Here is a 21,330-nt window from a genome sequence, read left to right on the forward strand (position 1 = left end):
AATTTTTTTCCAAAATCTAATAGATAAAAAGGACTAATTTTCAGCTCAAATCACTTTTTATTTTACGAAGGAAGCTATCTGTTCTTATTTTCTTTACAGAATATTTGAGCCTCAAAAGAATATTCAATGAATCTTGTCCGTCGAAAAATAATAATGCGAATTCCGAATTTGGAAGAACGAAATTTAAAAAAGAGAGAATCAAATGGAAAATCCTAATATTGAAAAAGAAGAAGAGGACAAACAATTCGCAATCATCAAAAGCCTCGCAAAAGAAGCCTATAAACTTTTAGATTCTCACCAGTATCCTAAAGCCGAAGCGAAGCTGAAGGAACTTCTGGAAAAAGATCCGCATAACACATACGGCTTGGTCGGTATGGGCGACCTCTTCTTCAAGAAGAAGGATTACAAAAACGCCATCGAATATTATCATAAATGTATACAGGAAGATCCCTCGAACAAGTTTTCTCTGATGGGTCTCATGAACTGCTACCGCGAGATGAATCTTCTTTCCAGAGTGATCGAAGTCGCGGAAGATTACAGACATATCACGATCACGGACGCTTCCATCCTGAGCCGCGTCGCGGACGCGCATCGCAAACTGAAGAACTTTAAAGAATCAGAAATTTATTATATGCAGGCCCTGCAGATCAACCCGAAGGATCAATACGTGATCGTGGGTTTGGGTCATCTCTACTTTGCCTGTCAGAAATACAAGGACGCCATCCACTGGTGGGAAAAACTTCTTCTCATCCAACCGGACAACATCAAGATTCTCACCGAAATCGGAAACTCCTACCGTAAAATCAAGGATTACGACGAGGCGATCCAATACTATCACAGGGCGGCGGAACTCGATCGTAAAAACTTTTTCGCGTTATACGGTCTTGCAGAAAGTTATCGCGGGAAAAAAGATTTCCACAAAGCCAATCAGTATTGGGAAAGAATTCTAGAGTTCGACCCGGACAACAAACTCATCATCAACCGTTATGCGGACAGTTTGCGGGGAATGGGAGAATTCGACAAGGCGCTTGAGTGCTTCAACCGAATTCTCGCGGAAGGAGAAGATTACTTCGCTCTACTCGGTAAGGCGTCTTCCCTCAAGCTCATCGGCAAACGCGACAAGGCCGAAGAAATCTATCTCGATCTTCATAAGAAATTTCCGATGGACCCGAGACCTCTTCTCGAACTTTCGGATCTTTACGTGGAAGTCGGCAAACCGACCGAAGCGGTTCGCCTTCTCGAAGACTTCCAGAAAAAACAGCCTCTCAACGAGGAAGTAAAACACAAACTGGAAAGTATTCGGGGCGAATAACGAACTCCGCCCGTTTAAACCAAGTTAGGCGGACCGAAACGGACTCGCCTTGCCGAAAGAATGGGCGTCGTTTTTTATGCGACGCCCGTTCGTTACAAATCGAAATTCTCCGTTAGTACGCTCCTTCAATCAATACTTCAAAAAGAATTCTCCTTGTGCTTCCGAGCCTTCGTCTTGAAATTTACCTCAAACAAGGCAAAGCGCATAACGCGCAAACGGCTCTGGAAAGCAATGTATGAATGATATCACCCGGTCGATCCGCAATTTCACCTTTCAATTCATTTTAGTCACCGAAGTAATCGGCTTCTCCCTCGCAATCGGAGCCTCGATCGTCTTTTTCAAGTCCTTTTTGGAGCTGGATCCGAATCAGCTTCAGAGTGCGGTTCGTTTGACCTTAGGTGTTTCCGTTTTCACACTCGCCTTTACCGTTTATTCGGATCTAAGAAAGCTGAAACCGATTTTAAAATATCGCAAGGTCGTCGAACAGGGAATCATCGATCGGGAAACCGCCTTTGCGGCACAGAAGTCTTTGACCCGCCTTCCTTTGTTTCATGCAATCGAAATTTCCGGACGTATCTTCGTCACGGCCACGCTCATCATCCTTTTAAGAAGTTTCACATCTTCCGTCGAGATCGCGGACTTTTACAACCTATTCGCGATTACTACGATCCTTTCGTTGTCGCTCGGGGTTTATACGTTTTTAACCACTGAAAAATTGACTACGCAGTTGATCGAGTCGGGAGCGTTCAGCGTGATCGACGCTTCTTCCTTGTTGAAGATACGGTTGACGACTTCGCTTACGATGATCTTTATTTTTATCGTTTTGATTCTCGCCGTGGGAGTTTCGAGTCTTGTTTATAAGTTCAATTACGCGGCGGTTCGAAAGTCTTACTTCAATCAGATGATCAACGTGAACGAAACGCTTCACATTCTCACGGAATCGATTTTCGACGAAATGAAATCGGATGCGGAAAAGCTGATACACGATCCGATCTTTCTTTCCTATGCGGAAAATTACAAATTGAGCGACTTGGAGAGATTTTTGGAAACCCTTCTCAGCCGTTCGCCCAAATACGAATCGATCTCTTTGCTCCAAGCCGAGGGAGAATCCTGGAGAATTCTCTCGGGAACGGGAACTCTCGCTAAAGACGGAGAATCTCTTTTAAAACAGTTCCGTCTTCCCTCCGAAAACAAGGTTTTGGAATCGGTTTCCGCCGAACGAACCTTTGTCAGCGAACCGACCGCATCTCCGGTTTCCGGAACTCCGGTCGTTCTGATTTTGACACCAATTTCGTCTAACGCGAAACTTTACGTCGCCTATTCCCTTCGAATCGCGGACCTCACGAGTAAACTGATCGGTTCTATCCAGATCGGAAAAACCGGTTATCCCGGTCTTTTAGGGGCGAGCGAAGTCGTTCTCAATCACGTGAATCCCGCTTTGAATCTCAAACGTCTGCAGGACTTTCCGTTTTACGATCAGGTAAAAGACTATCAGGATAACGTTCCGGTTCGTTACTTCTTCGGCGGAAAATACAAATACATGATTCTTCTGAAGAACAAAAAATACGGATTCATTACGTTCGCCTCGGTGGAAAACGAAGAGATCACGGGAGAAGCGATCGTCGCCGTGTACGCGATGGCGGTGATTTCCTTTTTCGGTCTGATTTTGATCGGAATTCTCATCCATATCATTCTTAGAAAAAAACTGAAACCCCTCGAGGAAAGCCAAGACGTTCTCGAATCGATGGCCGATGGAAATCTTACGCAGTCCCTGAAGGTTCTCGCATTGGACGAAATCGGAGAAATGTCGATCTCGATCAATTCGTTTAACAAAAAGGTGAAAACGGTTTTGGGTAAAATCGTAAACGCATCCAACAACCTCGCGACTTCCTCCGATGAAATGTCCGGCGCTTTGAACTTCATTTCGGATAACGCACAAAACCAAGCGGCTTCCTCCGAAGAGATCTCCGCTTCGATCGAAGAGATTTCCGCGGGAATGGACGGAGTGGAAGCGCAGACGAAAGAACAGGTCAACCTTTTGAACAAACTCGCATCGGATATGAAACTCTTCTCCGATTCGATCCACGAAACTTCCAGCAACCTGGACAAGACCTTATTCGAAGTCGAAAAAATCACGCAGGACGCGAAAAAGGGAGGAAGTTCCCTCGAACTCACCAATCAATCGATCACAAAGATCAGCCGCAGCTCGGAAGATATCGCGGGAGTGATCGAGATCATCAACACGATCTCGGAACAAATTCATCTTCTTGCGTTGAACGCCGCGATCGAAGCCGCAAGAGCGGGAGCAGCGGGGAAAGGTTTTGCGGTCGTCGCCGACGAGATTTCCAAACTCGCCGATAAAACCACGAACAGCATCAAGGACATCGAACAGATCATCCAGAGTAACGAAGCGGAGATCGGAATCGGAATTCAGAACATCACCGATACGGTGACGGTGATCTCGGGTATCATTGCGGGCATTTCCGAAATCAACAGCCAGATGAAAGTCGTGAATCAATTTATGGAACATCAGCTTTCCAAAAACGATCAGATGAATTTCACCGCAAAGGAAGTCAAGGACAGATCCGACGTAATTCAAGGTGCGGTTCGGGAACAGAAAATCGCGATCGAAGAAATTTCAAGGACGATCACGACGATCAACGATCTCAATCAATCTTCCGCGGCTTCCTCCGAAGAACTCAGCTCTAGTTCCATCGGTTTAGCGAAATTAGCCGAGGATCTGAAACGAGAAGTGGAATTCTTCAAACTTTAAACCTCGCCTCGAGGAGAAGAGCGACCCGACATCGCAAAAACCCTTGATTTTTCCCCCCGTGCTTTTACTTTGCACTTTATGGAATGGGAAAAGATACTCAGGGACTCCGTTAAGGACAATAAGATCAAGGAATTGCATCTTAGAAAAGTCCCTACCCTCAAGACCTGCGACGATTGGAGCAAGGTCCGGGAGATCGGTCTTATCGATCATAAAACAAAATACGCACATTATAAAGGTGGATTGGTTAAATACGGAGAAGCCCTATTCTTCGTAACCGACGAAAGACTGCAAGCGATCGCTCCGTATCGCAAATGGGAATTCAAAACCAAAATCAAAGTGGAAGAATAATCTTCACGATTCCGAGCCGTTCGGCTCGGAAAAACATTCGCTCTCAACTCGATCTCCTTCAACCGCTTCGAATCGACCTCTGTCGTAAGGACCGAAATCCGAGTTCCCATTCTTTTCCTTTCCCGAATTCGAGTGCACTATGCAAAAATCTCCTTTCCAGGCTTGGAAACAAGAAACGTTTCAGTTCGAGTCCGTAAACGATCTGCGGAATAATCCGAGCCAACGAACCTCGGATTTTTACTTCGGATTAACGGGTGAGATTTACGATGAGATTGAGTTTTTCGGAAACCGTGATCACGTCTTGAACGCGGTTTTTGTCCACAAGAACCGCAGTTGGACCGATTTCATCCAACACGATCTTCTTTCCTTTGATCTGTCCCAAAAGAAGTTCCATCGTATTTTGATCTTTCGTACGAACGAGAACACAATCCTCTGTGATGTCGACGACCGGAAGATTTCCGCCCCAATCTTCCAATAAGAAGAGAAGGTTCTGCGCGAGATCCGCTTTGCTGGAATTCTTTAAGAAGTCGATGAACTCAGTCGGTTTGTATCCGAGCAGAATTCCCAATTGGAACGCTTCTTTGGTAAGAACGAAGGTATAAACCCGATCGTAGTCTTTGAGTTCCGTAAACGCTTTGAGAATATGAAGTCCATGAATGGAAACACGATCCGGAAACGCAATGATCGTAAAGTCCGGGTTGATCGTAATTCCGCCTTTTTCCGTTTTGTGGGAAAGTTCTCCGGTTTGGAAAAAGTATTCTCCCAACTTGGAAAGCCCGAGGAAACGGTTCGGATATTCGATTTCCAAAAGTCCGAAAAGATGCAGATAAAAGATCGCGCTCATGATTTCCTTACGGAGTTCCGCGAGATCGGACTGAAAATTTTTCGTTCTGAATCCGGGAGAAAGAATCATGTGTTCCCGAATGATATTGGAAAAAATCACCGAAAGATGAATGCGTTTCGCCTTGATGATCAGACTCACGCACTTGTCGAGAATCGGTTTATCGTAAAAAGGCATTTCCGTCGCTGTGAAAACTTCCGCGGGAACGACCCGTTTCATACGGGCTTCGTTGACCTCGTGGACGACAAGTTTCATGATTTCGAAAATATCCTTCTCGTTGAATCCGTTCACGTCGCCTTTGAGAATGATGTTTTCTCCCTTGATGTCGACGAGGTTCAGGAGTTTCAGAACCGGAAGAATCAATTCCATCTGATAGATCTGGCTCTTTTCAGGAAAAATTCCGATATCGGGATTGAGAAGTTCCTGTTCCGTGCGTTTGTGATCGGCTTGTTTTACCTTTCCGGACTTAGCAAGAACCAAACCTTTGCGGCTGATATAAGAGATCAGTTTTTTGATGTTGAGAAAGAAGTCTAAGTCGTTCGCCGCGAGTTTTTCCGTTCTTTGTTTGGTTCCTTTTTTGATCGAAGGAAGAATCGGATGCGTCTGAACGTATTTTAAAATTTCATCGGGGATCGCGAAAACTCGGACGAACTTTTCATCCACAAAACAAACGTCCATTACCAATCCTTTCGCGATCAGCGCAGGAACGATCTGTTCGTATTTACCGCGGCTTGTGACAACGTAACTGCGGATGTCTTCCGCTTCGGAAACTCCCCCGCTTAGGTAGATGCGGACGAGAGTGTCTCGTTCCAAATCGGCGAGAGACTGAAGGTTGAGATCGATTCCTTCTTCGGAAGCGGCAATCGAATAAAACTTTTTGATCGAATCGAGTTGTTTCGGAGCTTTAACCGCAGCCTTCCACTCGTCCGAGATTTCGGTCGTCTTCTTGCGGTCGAGAACCTTTTCAAGTGAGATCTTGTATTTATCGCCTTTGAGATTTTGATCCAAAGGAACGAGATCGGCGATCTCCTCAAACGCATGATATTTATCTAAATTGTTCGTAAGACGTTCGCGGTTTTTTCTCTGATAGACGAGCTGATATTTCCGAAGAAGGTTCAACTCCATCTCGACGTTGATCGGAGGAATGTTCACCTTTCTCGAAATTTCACCGAGCGTCAGAACGTTTTTATTCTTAAGTATGCTGGTATAAATCGTAACCTGAAGCTGAGTCAGTTTTTCCAAAACTCCTTTCAGATAAAATTCATCCTGAAAGGTTTCGTAAAGATAGGCTACGTTCTTATTTTTTTCTTTATAAGGAAGTTTTGCAAGATTCCAGAGAGTCGCGACTTTTTTCAGATCGTTGAGTTCAAGTTTATCGAGTTCCTGAAGTAGTACTGAATCGTTGCTCATAAGGGAAGATACGCCGGACGGTGTATTTTATGTAGCCATAATCAGAATTTGAGTTCGTTCGTAAACAAAAAACCAGTTTCGACCCGCAGGCAATTCGGAGAATTCTCCGGTTTTTTGAACCCCCTTTCTGTAGTTGTCTTTTGAAAGGAAGTTCAAAATCTTTGTGATTATGGCCGGTTTTTTTGATTCCCTGAAAATGGGTTTTGGCGGTGCCTCCCGAATCCTGAACAGCGGTTTTGTATTCTCCACAAAGACCATTCTCCTTTTAAAGGATCTTGCCTTGGGCGGAGATTCGATGGAGACATTTCCGATCCGACTTCGGGAAGCCTTCGAAGAGTTAGGCGCCACGTACATCAAGTTAGGTCAGTTCATCGCGTCGGCTCCTTCCCTCTTCCCCGACGAGTTCGTAACCGAAATGCAAAAGTGCTTGGATGGAATTCGACCGATTCCCTACGCAACCGTGGAAAGAATCGTTCAGAAGGAACTTGGAGGAAAACTCAGCGATCATTTTTACAGCGTGGAACCGATTCCCATCGCTTCGGCCTCGATCGCGCAGGTTCATTCCGCGGTCACAAAGGACGGTTTGGACGTAGTCATCAAGGTGCAAAGACCGGACATAGAATCCACGTTATCCGCCGATTTAAATCTGATTTACTTCGCTTCGGTTTTGTTCGAACGATTCGCACCGGGCCTTAGCAAATCCGGAATCTCGGATATGGTCGAACAGTTCCAAACATCCATATTAGAAGAAATTGATTTTTACAAAGAAGCGGACAACATCGAAGAGTTCGAACGGGAACTTCTCGCGATGGGCGAAACAAGGGCCAGAGTTCCGAAAGTTTATAGAGAACTTTCGACGAAGAAGATTCTCACCATGGAACGTTTTTACGGCGCTCCGATCACGGATGAGAACTCGATCCGCAAGTATTCCTCCGATCCTCAAAAGACCCTCACCGAGGCTCTGGAAATCTGGTTTTCCACGTTGGCGCGCAACGGATTTTTTCACGCGGACGTACATGCAGGAAATCTAATGATCCTTCGGGACGGAACCGTCGGTTTTATCGATTTCGGAATCGTGGGAAGAATTTCCCCGCGCGTCTGGGACGGTCTGATGATCTTTTTAGAAGGATTAAGTCTGAACAGAACCGAAAAGATCGCGAAGGGTTTGATCCAGATGGATTCCACGTCCAAAGGAGTGGATGAAAGGAAACTCGCGAAGGATTTGGAAGCGGTGTTTTCCAGAATGACCGAAATGGTGATGAAGGTTCAAATGGGCGATCTCGAATCCTTGGACGACAAGAAGCTGAACGCGATTCTTTTCGAGTTCCGCGAAATTTCCTTGCGCAACGGTTTGAAAATTCCGAAAGAATTCGGCCTTTTGATCAAACAGATTCTCTACTTCGATCGTTACGTCAAAACGATGGCCCCGGACATCGACCTCATCCGAGACCGTGATAAATTTCTAATATGACGAAATTGTTAAACGAACTCGAAAAAGGTCAGGAAGGTTCGATCCTTTCCCTTCTTCTCCAACCCGGAAAGGAAGACTTGTTTCGAAACATCCTCGACATCGGACTTTTGCCCGGGACGAAAATTCTCGTTTTGGAAAAATATCCGACTCAAAAGAAGATGGTTCTCCGTGCGGGAGAAGTGGAAATCGCGATTCGGGAAGGAGAAGCGGAGCTCATCCAAATTGGAGAAGTTCATGGGTCATTCTAACGTGAAAGCGCAGGAAAAAACTTCCCGAATTCTCATGGCGGGAAATCCGAACTGCGGTAAATCGACCTTATTCAATCGCCTAACAGGGCTTAGACAAAAAACCGGCAACTATCACGGGGTCACCGTGGAAAAAGCCGAAGGGATTTTGGGACACGGAGAACATTCCCTGAAAGTTCTGGATCTTCCCGGTGCGTTCAGTCTCGGCGGAAACTCCGAAGACAAACAGATCACGAGCCGGGTTCTCATCGGTCACGAAGAAGGAGATCGGATTCTTTTCGTGATGGACGCTTCCCTCGCGGAAAGAAGTCTTCAGTTTCTGCTTCAGATCCTGGAACTCGACGTACCCGTGTTAGTCGCCGTCACGATGCGGGACGTTCTCGAAAAAAAACGGGTTCACTTGGATCTGGACGTTCTTTCGAGAGAATTCGGAATTCCGTTTCAATACGTGAATCCGAAAAACGGAGAAGGAGTTCAGGAACTAAAGGATCTTCTCGTTTCTCCCGGAGCTTTCCGGCTTCCGATCCGCTCCTTTACTTGGGACAAGGAAAGGGAGAATTTTACGAACGGGCTGCTGCGTTCGCTCGACTCCGAACATTCAAAATCTCTTAAATTCGTTCTATTAAATTCGTTCAAAGAACTTTCGGGAGAAACTCTTCAAAAAGGTCTTCCAGGCCTTTCTTTGTTTTCCGAAGATTCCCAAAACGTAATCCGACAAGAATTTTCCCGTTTCGGAAAATCCTTCACCTATCTCGAAGAACTCACTCAAAAATCCATCTACATCAAAAAGATATTGGGGAACGCGCTCGGAGGAAACGCACTTCCGAACGAGCGCGTTCTTTCCCAGGCGGATAAGATTCTTCTGCATCCTTTTTGGGGATTGGTTTCCTTTTTGGGAATCATGGCCTTGATGTTTCAAGCGCTCTTCACTTGGTCGGAAACTCCGATGGATTGGATCGAGTCGAGCGTTCAAAGCGTCGGAAGTTTTGTCGGCGGTTTTATGGAAGAAGGTCCGTTGCGTTCTCTCGTTCAGGAAGGGATCATCGGAGGAGTCGGAGCGGTTCTCGTTTTTATTCCGCAAATCAGTTTGCTTTTTTTCTTTATCGGAATTTTGGAAGAGACCGGTTATATCGCGCGCGCTTCGTTCGTGATGGATCGGTTTATGAGCAAATTCGGTCTTTCCGGAAAATCGTTTATCCCCCTTCTTTCCTCCGCCGCTTGCGCCGTGCCCGCGATCATGGGTACAAGAACCATCGAGAACAAATCGGATCGAATCACTACGATTTTAGTTTCACCTTTGATCACTTGTTCGGCCCGGTATCCGGTTTACATTCTCGTAATCGCCGCCGTGTTTCCCGCGACAAAAATCTGGGGGATTTTCAGCGTGCAGGCTCTGACGATGCTCGGTCTGTTTCTTGCCGGAATGATCGCGTCCATGCTCGCGGCTCTCGTTTTCAAAAAGACGTTCTTTCGATCGGACTCCTCTTATTTTCTGATGGAACTCCCCGCTTACAACGCGCCTTCGATCAAAAGTCTTTTGTTAAACGTATTCAAAAAACTGAAAGCATTTTTGTCCACCGCGGGTCAGATCATCCTTTTTATTTCCATTCTCCTTTGGTTTTTGGCGAACTATCCGCGAATCGATTCCGCGCAATACCCGAACGCGTCCGAGGCGGAACTCAAAAAAATCCAAATCCGCGAATCGTATGCGGGGGACGCGGGAAAATTCATGGAGCCCGTTTTAAAACCGATCGGATTTGATTGGAAGATGGGAATCGGAATCATCACCTCGTTTGCTGCGAGAGAAATCATGGTCTCCACTCTTTCCATTATCTACGGAGTCGGAGGGGAAGAATCGGACGACGATCTCAAAGAAGCGATCCGCAAGGACAAGGATGAAAACGGAAAAGAAGTCTGGGGTTTGCGGAACTCGGTTAGCCTTTTGCTGTTTTTCGCCTTTGCCTGTCAGTGTATGTCCACGCTCGCCGTGGTAAAAAAGGAAACCAACTCGGTCGCCTGGCCTCTCTTTTTATTCGGATACATGACGTTATTAGCATATACCACTTCGTTTATCGTTTTCCAGGTTTGGAATCTGTTTTCCTAATATAAATTGCGGATGTTCCAGAGAATTCCTTCCAATCTCAGGATTTTTTTCGGTTATACGATCGGCTTTCTGATCCTGTTCCTACTTTATCGACTTTGTTTTTGGTTCGTCTTCTCTTCCAAGTTCGCGGCTGCGAATCTAGGGGAGATTCTACTCGCTTTGATCGCGGGAATCCGTTTTGATCTTTCGGTTTGTGCGATTTTATTAAGCGCTTTTACGATTGCATCCGCGATCCACCCCTTGAATCGGTTTCGGACCTATTCGTTGTTTTGGGGAATTGCTCCGATCGTTCTTTTCTTTTGGGTCTTCGGACATTTGATCGGAGACATTTTGTATTTCAGCGAAACGAACAAGCACTTGGGTTATGAAGGATTCGTTTTTTTAGGTTCGGAATTCCCGATTCTTCTCAAGGCCTTTTTTGCGGGCGATACCGTGCTTGCCTTTTTATCTTCGGCCGCGGTCTTGGTTCTACTTCCGCTTGCGATCATTCGATACATTCAAAATTATTCATATAACTTCGATTCCTCGTTTCAAAAACGAGAACTGTGGCAGCTTCTGATCCTTCCTCCCGTTTTGTTTTTGTTTGCGAGAGGGGGTTTTCAATCCAGACCGCTTCGTGCCAGCGACGCAATGATCTCGGAAACGCCGATCGTAAATCAACTCGTATTAAACGGAGTTTTCACCTCCATCATGGACTTGAAAAACCAATCGATTCCTGTACATCTGCGGCGTTCCTATGCGGAATCGATCGAAGTCGTTCGAAAAGAGATCGAATACCCGGGCTCGAACTTTATCTCGGAGGAATTTCCGATTCTCCGGGAAACGAAGGAGACGAACTCCCGCAAGCCGCCTAACATCGTTTTGGTGCTTCTCGAAAGTTGGACCGGAAAATACGCCTATTCCCAAGGACAAGTTCCTCCCGAAGGAAAAAAAATCGCTCCTCATTTCGAGAATCTCATCCGTCAAGGAACCTATTTTTCCTCTTTTTTTGCGAGCGGAGGAAGAACGACGAACGGGCTGTTATCCACGTTAACCGGAATCCCGGACGGTCCAGGTTTGACCGTAGTCCGAACGCCGCAAATTTTAAGCCGTTTCGGAGGACTCGGAACGATCCTCAAACCGCTGGGATACAAAACCCTCTTCGTTCACGGTGGAGACGTCAACTTTGACAACATGAGTTTTCTCTTTTCCCACTGGGGTTTCGATACGATTCTGGGTCAGGAATACTTCGACTCCCTGCGGAAATACGAACGCGGACCTTGGGGGTATTACGACGGAGATTTGTTAAACGAATTTCATGAAATCCTAATGCAACAAAAGGATTCTCCCTTTCTTGCCGTCACTCTGACCTTGACTACGCACTATCCTTACAAAACCCCTTCGAAGGAATACGAAATCTTTCCGCCGAAAACGGAGGAAGCGGAATATTTCAACGTCTACCGTTATGCGGACGTTGCGATCCATTCCTTTCTCGAAAAAGCGAAGAAGTCCCCTTACTTTCGGGATACCGTCTTTATCTTCGTAGGCGACCACACACATCATAGAAATCTGGATTATTTCGAGGATCGAAACGTCCCCTTTTTGATTTATGCGCCCGGAAAAATTCCGGCCAAAATCGATGCCCGTATTTCCTCTCAGTTAGACGTAATTCCCACCATCCTCGGAATTGTGGGTAAGAAAGTTCGATTCTCAGCGATGGGACGCGACCTCCTCGATCCCAAACTGCAGGGAGGCACCGCCTACTTTGCGTTCGGCAATTTTATCGGTTGGATCGAGGGGAATTGGATTTTCTACAGCCTCACCGATAAGATCCGCATTTCTCCGTTTTCCATCGCTCCGAGAATCGGAGAAACGGAAGAATGTAAAACCGATCCGGTAAAATGCGACGCGTATCATACGAAAGCGAAATCATTTTGGAACTTAAGTTATGAGCTAATGAACCGAAATCTTATATATCCACTTAAAAAATAAAAACACGAAGAATCACATGACCTTTCAAAAAGAATTTTCACTTTCCTCCGCGCTGCGAGTCGGCCCGGAATATCCTCCGATCGTTGTCGCCGAAATCGGACTCAATCACAACAACGACGAAGACATCGGAAAACGAACGATCGCCGCCGCCAAAAAGTGCGGAGCGCAGGCCGTAAAATTTCAATCCTATGTTACCGAAGAATTCATCGACGTTCACAATCCGGACGCGAAGATCCTCGTCGATATATTCAAAAAATATGAACTATCGGAAGCGATGCATAAGAAGTTTCAAAAGACGGCCGAAGAAGAAGGACTCGTCTTTTTTTCGACCCCTCTTTGCGTCAGTTCGCTTCAAATGCTCGTAAATCTAAAGGTTCCCGCGATCAAAATCGCGAGCGGGGACGTTACCAACAAATCGCTTTTATCGGAGACGGCGCGCACCAAACTTCCCGTGATCCTTTCCTCCGGCGCGGCGGATTTTTTCGAACTCAGCCGTGCGATCTCCTTTTTGGAAAACGAAGGAACGGACAAACTTTGTCTTTTGCATTGCGTTTCCTTATATCCGACTCCGCCGGAAAAAGCGAATCTGAAGGTGGTGGAAACATTCAAAAATCTGTATGTCTGTCCGGTGGGCTTTTCGGATCATACTGCGGGGAGCGTCGCCGCAAGCGTAGCGGTTTCGTTAGGCGCTTCTATGATCGAAAAACATTTCACCTTGGATCAAAATCTGGACGGGCCGGATCACGGAATTTCGGCCAACCCCGAAGAATTAAAAGCGGTTTGCGACAACGCGCTTGTCGCATGGAAGATGAAGGGAAACGGAGAAAAGAAACCTTGGCCGGAAGAAGTCCGCGGAAGATTTTTCGGAAGAAGATCCTTATACTCGGATGCGAAGGGCGCGCCGATCGCGCTTCGTCCCGACCTGACACAAAAAGAATCCAGATTTTTCGATGCATGGGAAACGGAAAAAACGAGCGGACTCAAAGCGGAATCCGGCAAACCCTTTCATGTTTAGTCTATTTCAGCCAAGAACATTCGTTTTTTCTAAATTACAAAATCCGATCGTAAAAGTCGGTTTTTTGATTCTTCTCGTTTCCGCTTCCGTCGGTGGCGCGCCCGCGGCGTACGGCAATCTCGGTTCGGAAGTGGACTTTATCGATTTCGGAAGATGGACCACGGCTCCGTTTAGTTATTCGGTTTCTTCTTCGTTTTCTCCCGAATACGGAGGTTATAATCTTTTCGATTCGGACCCGACCACTCACTGGTATTCCGCCAATCGACCGGGAAACGAATGGATCATCGTCGACTTCGGTTCCAAACGCCTGATCAACGGCTTGGAAATCACGGTTCCTTTGTTCCGCAAAGAGCGCGCCGTGAAAAAATACGAGATTCAGGTTCTAATCCGGGACGACTGGAGAACCATATTCACGAATCAGAACGTGGAGCTGAAGAACTTTCACAAACTGGAAAGTTTGGACGCCTCGGTTTTACGGATTTATTTTCCTGATACGACAGATAGAGGTGTCGTGATCAGCGATCTCAAACTCTTTCTCAATCAAAGACTGTTGAATGGAATCGATCCTCGCCTCCGCGGATATACCTTTCCCGTTTTAGGCGGACTCATTCCGAGTTTCGATTTTCAGCTCCCGAACGCTCCCCGCGTATATCGGAACGGGGTTCATAAGGGAATCGATATATACAAAAAACGAGATACAAATGGCCAGATTTCCAATCTGAACTTCCAAGACGAGGCAGTCGCTCCCGCGGACGGAATCGTTGTGCGTGCGGATCTGAATTATTCTCCCATGACCTTGGCCGATTACGAATATCATACGGCTCAATCGCAAAAAGGTACGGTCACCTTCGTCGAAAAGGATTTCGGCGGCAGACAAATCTGGATCGATCACGGCCACGGAGTCATGACGAGCTTCAATCATCTTTCCTCGATTCGAAAGAATCTCAATGTTGGCGATAAGGTGAAACAAGGAGAAGTCATCGGAAACGTAGGCAACTCCGGTCTCATCGAAGAAGCGAAAGGTTCCGCGGATAACGTTCATCTTCACTTTGAGATCTGGGTGGACGGAGAATTTTTCGGAAACGGGGTCGCACCCGCGCAAGTTCGAAAGATGCTACAGTTCTTTTTCAAAAGAAGCGGCGTGGATTGAAAAACGAACGTGACTTCGGGAATTTCTTTCTGTTATTTGTGGTAGTTCCCACATTTTCGAAACTTCGGAATCAGACGAACCCTATGTAAGTTCCCGTTTCCTAGGGTTTGGCTCCGATGTTCCCCGCGAAAGCGATAGAGGCGGGCATCGTATTTTGCGAAAGCCATAATTGCGACCACTATGGCTTTTAGGATTCAGTTACGTCTGCGTATGATACGAACTTGAAAGTCTTGCATTCTTTTCAATTCGCCCTCCGCTTCGACAAAACCGTCTCGAATTAAATTTCGAATCCTCGAAGTGTAAAAAGAATCGCTCAGTCTTCTCCTTTTTTCAAATCCGTCCACTAAACAATTGCCGACGACACGAACTGCTGCTCGCCATTGATCCGGAATCAAAGCCAAAATTTCCGAATCGTAATGATTGATCGGCAAAAAAACGATTTTTCCATTTTCATACGCCCGTAAAAAACTTTCCTGGTTTTGTATTTTCACGAATTCCTCGACATACCGATCGCGTTCGAGAATTTTTAATTCGACACGCAGCGCTTCAAAATCTTTCAAAGTTATCCAATCGATTGAATCCCAATCTTTTACATTCACAACTTCCACAATACCTATGTATTTTTTCAATAACCAACAAATCAGCCGTAGAAAAACTTGATCGTTTGCAAAATCGTCGTGCCAAATAAAGATAGATTCGATTTCATTCGATTCGGCCATTTTAAGAACTTCGGCTTGTCCTTCTCGGATCCATTCCATATCTTCCCAAAGCCCTCGATCACCATAGGTCAATTCGGCCAAATAAAAAAGACGTTCTTGAAGATTCGAAAGCGGGCCTCCACACAATTCAATGTCCATTAAAGAAAAAATTTCATTCTCCTGAAACAGAACTTTTAATTTATGCGCCGAACAATCATTCGAGACTATATGAAGAACAGACATGGCTTTCAAGTCAATACACCGAAGACTCCGTGATTTGCACCATAATTTTTCTTCGATTTTCAATACGAAAGCGATCGAAAAAACTCAACACATCGCGACCCACTTTTCACTACACAAAGATTCAGTACGCGCAAGCGTCTTTCCAAACACATTCAAAATGACGAATGAACGCATTTCACTGCGCTTAACATTTGTGTACCGAAAGAAAATTTTCTAAAAAAATTCGAAAAGGGATTGTACTTTCTTTCCGATATTTGATTATGTCCCGTATTGTAAATTCGGTGGAGATTCGTTATGCCTGAGCAGTTACAGAAAATCTTAAACAACGTCCGGGACTTTTTCACAAGCCTGGACACGACTAAAAAACTTATACTCGGAGGGGTGGCGTTAACCGTTCTCATCGCGATCGGAATCCTTTCCACGATTTCCCTTCAAAAGAACCGAGTGGTTTTGTTTAAGGACTTAACGAGCAAGGACTTTGCCGAAGTCACCAAAAAACTCGATTCTCTCGGGTATCAATACGGCTCGTCCGATACGAGCGTCATCACGGTCGATCCCGAACAAAGACAAGAAATCGTAACCAAACTCGCTCAGGAGAATCTAATTCCCGCGGGAGTTCAAGGATGGGAACTTTTCAACGTGGATAAGTTCACCGAAACACAATTCGATAAGGACATCAAAAAGTATAGAGCCTTAAAAGGTGCGATCGAACAATCCTTGATGACTCTTCGTTCCGTCGACAAGGCTTACGTCAACATCGCCTTTCCCGAAGACGAACTTTTTACTTCGAACGCTTCTCCCGTTAAGGCTTCCGTAATTCTCCACTACATTCCGGGCGTCGAATCCCTTTCCAGAAAAGAAGTCAAAGGGATCGTCAACTTGGTTTCCAGAGCGGTTCCCAAGTTAAAACCCGAAAACGTAAGCGTTGCGGACGCGGACGGAAAGATCATCAGCGATTTCGAAGAGGACTTGGAAAAAGAAAGACTGGAACTCAGGATCGTTCAAGAGAAATTAAGAATCGGCGAAGAACAAAGAATCCAACGATTGATCGACATGAGAAACACTCTTCGTTGGTTGCTCGGCGGAGAAGAAAGAGTCGATATTACACGTTTTGAATATAATCTAAATTGGGACAAGGAATCCTACAAAGACAACTCCGTTTCTCCGGTTGTCGCCATTCCCGATAATCCGAACACTCCTTATTCCGAATTAAAACTCGTCGACGGTTATTCTCTCAAAGTCTCTTCCAAAGAAACCAAAGAAGACTTCAAAGGAAGAGGTTTTACTCCGGACGGCCCTGCGGGAACCGAGCCGAACATTCCTCCCGGTTACAAGGACACCGATTATCAAAAATCGGAATACAGCAAATCCGAAAACATCAACAACTACGAATTCAACAGAAGAGTTTCCGAAGTTCAAAAACAACCTTGGAAAGTGGAGAAGGTCAATCTCTCCGTAGTCATCGACGGAATGTGGGAAAAGAAAGAGAGAGAAGACGGAACCGGCTTTGATCGCAAATACATTCCCGTCTCCGACGACGAACTCAGACAGATTCGTAAAAACCTCGAAGCCGCGGTCGGAATCGACAAAGCGAGAGGGGATCAAATTTCCGTGATTACGATCCCGAAAGACAGATCGGCTCAGTTCGCCGCGGAAGACGAAGAACTTCGCAAGCAGAAGGCGATTCGTCAGATGATCATCGCATCCTTAATCATCATTCTTCTTTTGATCGTAAGCATCCTGGTTTACAGAGCGGTTAAAAAAGAAATCGCAAGAAGAAGAAGACTCAGAGAAGAAGAACTTGCCGCTCAACAGCAGATGATGAGAGAAGCCGCGCTCCGCGTCATGGACGAAGGCGGAGCCGAAGTCGAACTCTCTCTGGATGAAAAATACAGAAGAGAACTTCTCGAAAACGCGATCAACCTCGCCAGAGAAAAACCGGAAGAAGTCGCACAACTTCTCCGCACATGGCTCTCTGAAGAGGAAGCGAGCTGATGAATTCCCTGTCCTCCAGACAAAACAGAGCGGGAAGTCTCCTCCGGATCTTAGGGGAGCATCTCCCTCCGGAAGTCTACCGCCACTTAGGTCCGGAAGCGACGGGGAAACTTCTTGAAACGTTTCACAAAACCGGAAAGCCGGATTCGAAAGAAGAGAGAGAGGTTCTCTCTTCTTTCTTAAACTCTCTCACAAGAATTCAAAAAGAAGAAAGTATCGATCCCGAGAGTCTCAACCTGATCCGGGAACTCGAAGCGCTTCTTAAAGAGGAAAAGGAAGAACGGGATCTTCTCCAAGAACTGAAGACAAAAAGCGCGGAAGAAATCTCCAGAATCGTTTCCGGTGAAAACTCTGACATGATCGCCTTGGTTCTCTGCTTCGGAGATCCGGACGCTGCGGCTGCGGTGTTAAACGACTTCCCCGAAGCGAGAAAAGAGGAGATTTTGATCCAGATCCACGATTTGGATCTTTCCAGCGAATACGAGAAGAATCGCCTGGAACGTTTTCTGAAATTTAAACTCGAAGCCTTGGCTCTCGAAGAAAAAAGCCTTCCGATCAAAAACCAGAGAGGGAAAAAGGCCGCAGACCTTTTGGGTCGTTTACAACCCGGAGATTCGCAAAAAATCTTCGATCGCATCCGCGAGAAGCGCCCCGGTTTTGCCGAAAATATAATTGAACACTTCTTTCGGATGGAAGATCTGTTATTCTTGGAAAGGGAGCCGTTGAACCGGTTCTTTTCCTCCTTTCATCCGATCGTGCTCGCGTGCGCCCTGAAAGGCACGGAAACGGAAGTTCAGATCGCCATTCTTGAAAAACTGGAACCGGCCCTCTCCTCTTCCATCCGCTTGGAATCCGATTCGATGGGACCGATCAGTCTCGCCGAAATGGAGACCGCTCAGAACGGAATCCTGGAAAGACTCCGGGACGCGATCGAAGAAGGAAGTATCAAATTTTGGAGAGCGACCTAACTCATGGCTAAACTCGTCTTTAAACCCATACAAATCGCAGACATCAAAGATCAGGTCGAATTAGCGATTCCCGATAAATACAAAAAATTCCACAGGGACGAAGACGCCGAAGAGTTCGAAGTAGACCAAGAAGGAAATATCATCGAACAATACCAGGGTCCTTCGATCGAAGAGATCGAGGCGGAGCTGAGCCGTTATCGCGAAGAGAACGAGGAACAGGTTCGCAAACTTCTCGAAGACGCAAGAAGAAAGGCGGAAGAGATCGAGGAAGAAGGACGCAAACGCGCCTTCCAGATGATCCAGGATTCGAAGGAAAAAGTTAAACTCGAAGAAGACACCGGTAAGGCGAAGGCGGAGCAGATCCTCGACCGCGCCAAGATGGAAGTCGAAAGAATGATCAAGGAAGCCGAGATGAAGGTCGCCGAGATCGAACACGAAGCTTACTTGAAAGGGTACGACGCGGGTCGCGAAGTAGGTTTTAAAAAAGGTCAGGGAGAAGTAAGACGACTCATCGACCGTTTGGGAACCATCGTCGGTAAGGCCATCGACATCCGAGAAGAAATCATCCAAGCTTCCGAAAAACAGATGGTGGAGATGATCCTCATCATCGCGCGCAAGGTCATAAAAGACGAGATCATCGAAAGAAAGGAAATCGTTCTGAACAATATTAGAGAAGCCTTAAAAAGAATCAAGGACCGCGACCGCGTGGATATTCGGGTCAACTTTGCGGACTTGGAACTCACCACGGCCCACAAAGACGAACTTATCAAACTTATGGAATCTCTGCGCAAGGTCAACATCTACGAAGATTCGAGAGTGGATCGGGGCGGCGTTATCATCGAAACCGACGTGGGTGCGATCGATGCGAGAATTTCCACGCAGCTCAAGGAAATCGAGGAAGCGATCCGGAATGCGGAGCCGATCTAAACTCGAAGCCGTTCTGGAATCGCAACCGTCGACGGCCGTTTTCGGTCGGAAGCCTTTGTCTTTTTTCTCGGTTCGGAATTCGCTTTCGAGCCAAGACATTCTTCTCCCTTCTTATCGATCTCCCGGGAAAACCGGGAGATCTTTTCTTTTTGTGGGAGATCCTACAATTTCATTCGGAGAATTCGGTTTTAAGAAAAAGTTATGTGGTAGTTCCCACATTCTTCCTAAACCGAACGTTTTGGTTCGGGCGATTCGAAACATCATTCGTATGAGTTCCCACATTTTTGAAATCGGCGGAATTTGCGGTGGCTCCCGCAAATCCGATCGTAAACAAAGTCTGCGTGGTAGTTCCCACAAAACCGCAAACCCACGGAAGAATTCTCACAAGAACTCACTGAACCCTGCCTTCGTAAGCGACATAATTCTTTTATTTTCCCATAGATACTTGACTTTCCGGGAAATTCTGGATACCAAGAGATATTCTTACGGCCTATGATTGAAAAGAAGTTTCATGAGAAAGTGGACGTGATGTCCAAATACTTCCTGATCATGGATCGCACCGAAACGATCCGTAAATCGGGAAAGGTCATCCGCGTTTCCGGAAACGTCATCTATTCCGAGGGTCCACCCGACTCCAAAATCGGGGAACTGATGGACGTTCAAAAGAGCGGCAAAGAAGGTTATCTCCAGTGCGAGATCGTAGGCTTTGAAGGCCACGTTTATACTCTGATGCCTCTCGGACCCGTGGAAGGAATTTATCCCGAAGCGTTCGTATTCTCCTCCGGGAGAAAACTCGCAATCCCCGTGGGAAAAGAACTTCTCGGTCGTGTCTTAAACGGCGTCGGAAGACCGATCGATAAAAAAGGTCATATCATCACAAAGGAAGAACGTCCTCCCGACAACGACGTTCCCAATCCGCTCGATCGACCGATCATCCGCGACATTCTGATGACCGGGGTTCGAGCCGTAGACGGAATTCTCACCATAGGAAGAGGACAACGCGTCGGAATCTTTTCCGGTTCCGGTGTCGGTAAATCCAGCTTGCTCGGAATGATCGCTCGTTATACCGATGCGGACGTAAACGTGATCGCGCTCGTCGGAGAACGCGGACGAGAAGTAAACGAATTCATAGAACTCGATCTCGGCAAAGAAGGTCTTCAAAAATCCGTCGTCCTTGCGGCGACATCCGATTCTCCGAAAATGGAACAGGTCAACTGCGCTCTGCTCGCGACTTCCATCGCCGAATATTTCCGCGACCAAGGAAAACACGTGAACCTCATGATGGATTCCTTGACAAGATTCGCTCAGGCAAATCGGGAAATTTCGGCATCCAATCATGAACCTCCTATCACGAGAGGTTTCAGCTCTTCCGTATTTTCTAAACTCGCAAAACTCGTGGAACGTTCCGGGACTTCCAAGTCGGGAGGAACGATCACCGGCTTTTATACCGTTCTTACCGAAGCCGACGAGATGGAAGATCCGGTCGCGGACGCGGTTCGAGGTTATATAGACGGCCATATCATTCTCAGTCGAAAACTCGCGGAACGAAATCATTATCCCGCAATCGACGTTCCCGCTTCTCTTTCCCGGGTCATGGTAAGAATCGCACCGGAAGATCAAAACCTGAGAGCAGGAATGATCCGCGAACTCATCAGCGTTTACAACTCGGCCGAAGAATTGATCCGCTTGAATGCGTACGTTTCCGGTTCGGACCCGCGCGTGGATCTTGCGATTCGCAAGAAAGACAAGATCGATCGTTATCTGAAACAGAAAATTCAGGAAAGAAGCGACTACGCTCAGGCTGTAAAAGGTTTGAAAGACGTCCTCGACGACGAACAGGAAGAAGAGGAATTCTAATC

Annotated in this window: 16 protein-coding genes; 13 read left to right on the forward strand and 3 right to left on the reverse strand. The window is 46.4% G+C overall.

The window, feature by feature from the left end; translation table 11 throughout:
• Positions 1–202: 202 nt before the first annotated feature.
• The 3 genes from LFX25_RS10810 to LFX25_RS10820 all read left to right on the forward strand — a co-directional run bounded on the left by LFX25_RS10810 (position 203) and on the right by LFX25_RS10820 (position 4,433).
• Positions 203–1,312 (forward strand): tetratricopeptide repeat protein, encoded by a 1,110-nt coding sequence (locus LFX25_RS10810; RefSeq protein ID WP_238730248.1) that lies wholly within the window; start codon positions 203–205, stop codon positions 1,310–1,312.
• Positions 1,313–1,547: 235 nt separating this feature from the next.
• Complete coding sequence (locus LFX25_RS10815) at positions 1,548–4,085, forward strand: methyl-accepting chemotaxis protein (RefSeq protein WP_238730249.1); 2,538 nt, start codon at positions 1,548–1,550, stop codon at positions 4,083–4,085.
• A 78-nt stretch (positions 4,086–4,163) separates the two neighbouring features.
• Entirely contained in the window at positions 4,164–4,433 is a 270-nt protein-coding gene (locus tag LFX25_RS10820) for a hypothetical protein (protein WP_002993672.1), read from the forward strand.
• A 247-nt stretch (positions 4,434–4,680) separates the two neighbouring features.
• Here the strand turns inward: LFX25_RS10820 and LFX25_RS10825 are convergent, their stop codons facing one another.
• Positions 4,681–6,684 (reverse strand): helicase, encoded by a 2,004-nt coding sequence (locus tag LFX25_RS10825; RefSeq protein ID WP_238730250.1) that lies wholly within the window; start codon positions 6,682–6,684, stop codon positions 4,681–4,683.
• A gap of 169 nt (positions 6,685–6,853) precedes the next feature.
• On the opposite strand from LFX25_RS10825, the gene LFX25_RS10830 reads away from it, so the two are divergent.
• Genes LFX25_RS10830 through LFX25_RS10855 form a run of 6 tightly spaced genes read left to right on the forward strand, consistent with a single transcriptional unit; the run spans position 6,854 to position 14,640 of the window.
• Positions 6,854–8,155, forward strand: coding sequence for an ABC1 kinase family protein (locus tag LFX25_RS10830; RefSeq protein ID WP_238730251.1), 1,302 nt, complete (start codon positions 6,854–6,856; stop codon positions 8,153–8,155).
• Positions 8,152–8,403 carry a FeoA family protein gene (locus LFX25_RS10835; RefSeq protein ID WP_238730252.1) on the forward strand — a complete coding sequence of 84 codons (252 nt, stop codon included), beginning with the start codon at positions 8,152–8,154 and terminating at the stop codon, positions 8,401–8,403. Before LFX25_RS10830 ends, LFX25_RS10835 begins: the two co-directional genes overlap by 4 nt.
• Positions 8,390–10,504 (forward strand): ferrous iron transport protein B, encoded by a 2,115-nt coding sequence (gene feoB, locus LFX25_RS10840; protein ID WP_238730253.1) that lies wholly within the window; start codon positions 8,390–8,392, stop codon positions 10,502–10,504. The genes LFX25_RS10835 and feoB overlap by 14 nt, the downstream gene beginning before the upstream one ends.
• Before the next feature lie 12 nt (positions 10,505–10,516).
• Positions 10,517–12,475, forward strand: coding sequence for an LTA synthase family protein (locus LFX25_RS10845; RefSeq protein WP_238730254.1), 1,959 nt, complete (start codon positions 10,517–10,519; stop codon positions 12,473–12,475).
• A gap of 16 nt (positions 12,476–12,491) precedes the next feature.
• Positions 12,492–13,490, forward strand: coding sequence for an N-acetylneuraminate synthase family protein (locus tag LFX25_RS10850; protein WP_238730255.1), 999 nt, complete (start codon positions 12,492–12,494; stop codon positions 13,488–13,490).
• Positions 13,483–14,640 (forward strand): peptidoglycan DD-metalloendopeptidase family protein, encoded by a 1,158-nt coding sequence (locus LFX25_RS10855; protein WP_238730256.1) that lies wholly within the window; start codon positions 13,483–13,485, stop codon positions 14,638–14,640. Before LFX25_RS10850 ends, LFX25_RS10855 begins: the two co-directional genes overlap by 8 nt.
• A 194-nt stretch (positions 14,641–14,834) precedes the next feature.
• Here the strand turns inward: LFX25_RS10855 and LFX25_RS10860 are convergent, their stop codons facing one another.
• Positions 14,835–15,581 (reverse strand): DUF3658 domain-containing protein, encoded by a 747-nt coding sequence (locus LFX25_RS10860; protein ID WP_238731572.1) that lies wholly within the window; start codon positions 15,579–15,581, stop codon positions 14,835–14,837.
• Between the two features lie 294 nt (positions 15,582–15,875).
• Here LFX25_RS10860 and fliF point away from each other — a divergent pair, with 294 nt between their 5' ends.
• Genes fliF through fliH form a run of 3 tightly spaced genes read left to right on the forward strand, consistent with a single transcriptional unit; the run spans position 15,876 to position 19,471 of the window.
• On the forward strand, positions 15,876–17,576 hold the full coding sequence (gene fliF / locus LFX25_RS10865; RefSeq protein WP_238730257.1) for a flagellar basal-body MS-ring/collar protein FliF: 1,701 nt from the start codon (positions 15,876–15,878) through the stop codon (positions 17,574–17,576).
• Positions 17,576–18,544 (forward strand): FliG C-terminal domain-containing protein, encoded by a 969-nt coding sequence (locus tag LFX25_RS10870; protein ID WP_238730258.1) that lies wholly within the window; start codon positions 17,576–17,578, stop codon positions 18,542–18,544. Before fliF ends, LFX25_RS10870 begins: the two co-directional genes overlap by 1 nt.
• Before the next feature lie 3 nt (positions 18,545–18,547).
• Positions 18,548–19,471: a flagellar assembly protein FliH gene (gene fliH / locus LFX25_RS10875; protein ID WP_010574499.1), complete on the forward strand. Its 924-nt coding sequence runs from the start codon at positions 18,548–18,550 to the stop codon at positions 19,469–19,471.
• A 199-nt stretch (positions 19,472–19,670) separates the two neighbouring features.
• On the opposite strand, the gene LFX25_RS10880 is transcribed toward fliH, so the two are convergent.
• Positions 19,671–19,856, reverse strand: coding sequence for a hypothetical protein (locus LFX25_RS10880; protein ID WP_238730259.1), 186 nt, complete (start codon positions 19,854–19,856; stop codon positions 19,671–19,673).
• A 107-nt stretch (positions 19,857–19,963) separates the two neighbouring features.
• Between LFX25_RS10880 and fliI the strand changes: the two genes are divergently transcribed.
• Positions 19,964–21,328, forward strand: coding sequence for a flagellar protein export ATPase FliI (fliI, locus tag LFX25_RS10885; RefSeq protein WP_238730260.1), 1,365 nt, complete (start codon positions 19,964–19,966; stop codon positions 21,326–21,328).
• The last annotated feature ends 2 nt before the right edge of the window (positions 21,329–21,330 follow it).

The organism is Leptospira sanjuanensis (assembly GCF_022267325.1).
Taxonomy (GTDB): Bacteria; Spirochaetota; Leptospiria; order Leptospirales; family Leptospiraceae; genus Leptospira; species Leptospira sanjuanensis.

Excerpts from the sequence above, each read along its gene's own strand:
- LFX25_RS10810 (WP_238730248.1), top strand. The coding sequence starts at position 203 with ATGGAAAATCCTAATATTGAAAAAGAAGAAGAGGACAAACAATTCGCA.
- LFX25_RS10815 (WP_238730249.1), top strand. The coding sequence starts at position 1,548 with ATGAATGATATCACCCGGTCGATCCGCAATTTCACCTTTCAATTCATT.
- LFX25_RS10820 (WP_002993672.1), top strand. The coding sequence starts at position 4,164 with ATGGAATGGGAAAAGATACTCAGGGACTCCGTTAAGGACAATAAGATC.
- LFX25_RS10825 (WP_238730250.1), bottom strand. The coding sequence starts at position 6,684 with ATGAGCAACGATTCAGTACTACTTCAGGAACTCGATAAACTTGAACTC.
- LFX25_RS10830 (WP_238730251.1), top strand. The coding sequence starts at position 6,854 with ATGGCCGGTTTTTTTGATTCCCTGAAAATGGGTTTTGGCGGTGCCTCC.
- LFX25_RS10835 (WP_238730252.1), top strand. The coding sequence starts at position 8,152 with ATGACGAAATTGTTAAACGAACTCGAAAAAGGTCAGGAAGGTTCGATC.
- feoB (WP_238730253.1), top strand. The coding sequence starts at position 8,390 with ATGGGTCATTCTAACGTGAAAGCGCAGGAAAAAACTTCCCGAATTCTC.
- LFX25_RS10845 (WP_238730254.1), top strand. The coding sequence starts at position 10,517 with ATGTTCCAGAGAATTCCTTCCAATCTCAGGATTTTTTTCGGTTATACG.
- LFX25_RS10850 (WP_238730255.1), top strand. The coding sequence starts at position 12,492 with ATGACCTTTCAAAAAGAATTTTCACTTTCCTCCGCGCTGCGAGTCGGC.
- LFX25_RS10855 (WP_238730256.1), top strand. The coding sequence starts at position 13,483 with ATGTTTAGTCTATTTCAGCCAAGAACATTCGTTTTTTCTAAATTACAA.
- LFX25_RS10860 (WP_238731572.1), bottom strand. The coding sequence starts at position 15,581 with ATGTCTGTTCTTCATATAGTCTCGAATGATTGTTCGGCGCATAAATTA.
- fliF (WP_238730257.1), top strand. The coding sequence starts at position 15,876 with ATGCCTGAGCAGTTACAGAAAATCTTAAACAACGTCCGGGACTTTTTC.
- LFX25_RS10870 (WP_238730258.1), top strand. The coding sequence starts at position 17,576 with ATGAATTCCCTGTCCTCCAGACAAAACAGAGCGGGAAGTCTCCTCCGG.
- fliH (WP_010574499.1), top strand. The coding sequence starts at position 18,548 with ATGGCTAAACTCGTCTTTAAACCCATACAAATCGCAGACATCAAAGAT.
- fliI (WP_238730260.1), top strand. The coding sequence starts at position 19,964 with ATGATTGAAAAGAAGTTTCATGAGAAAGTGGACGTGATGTCCAAATAC.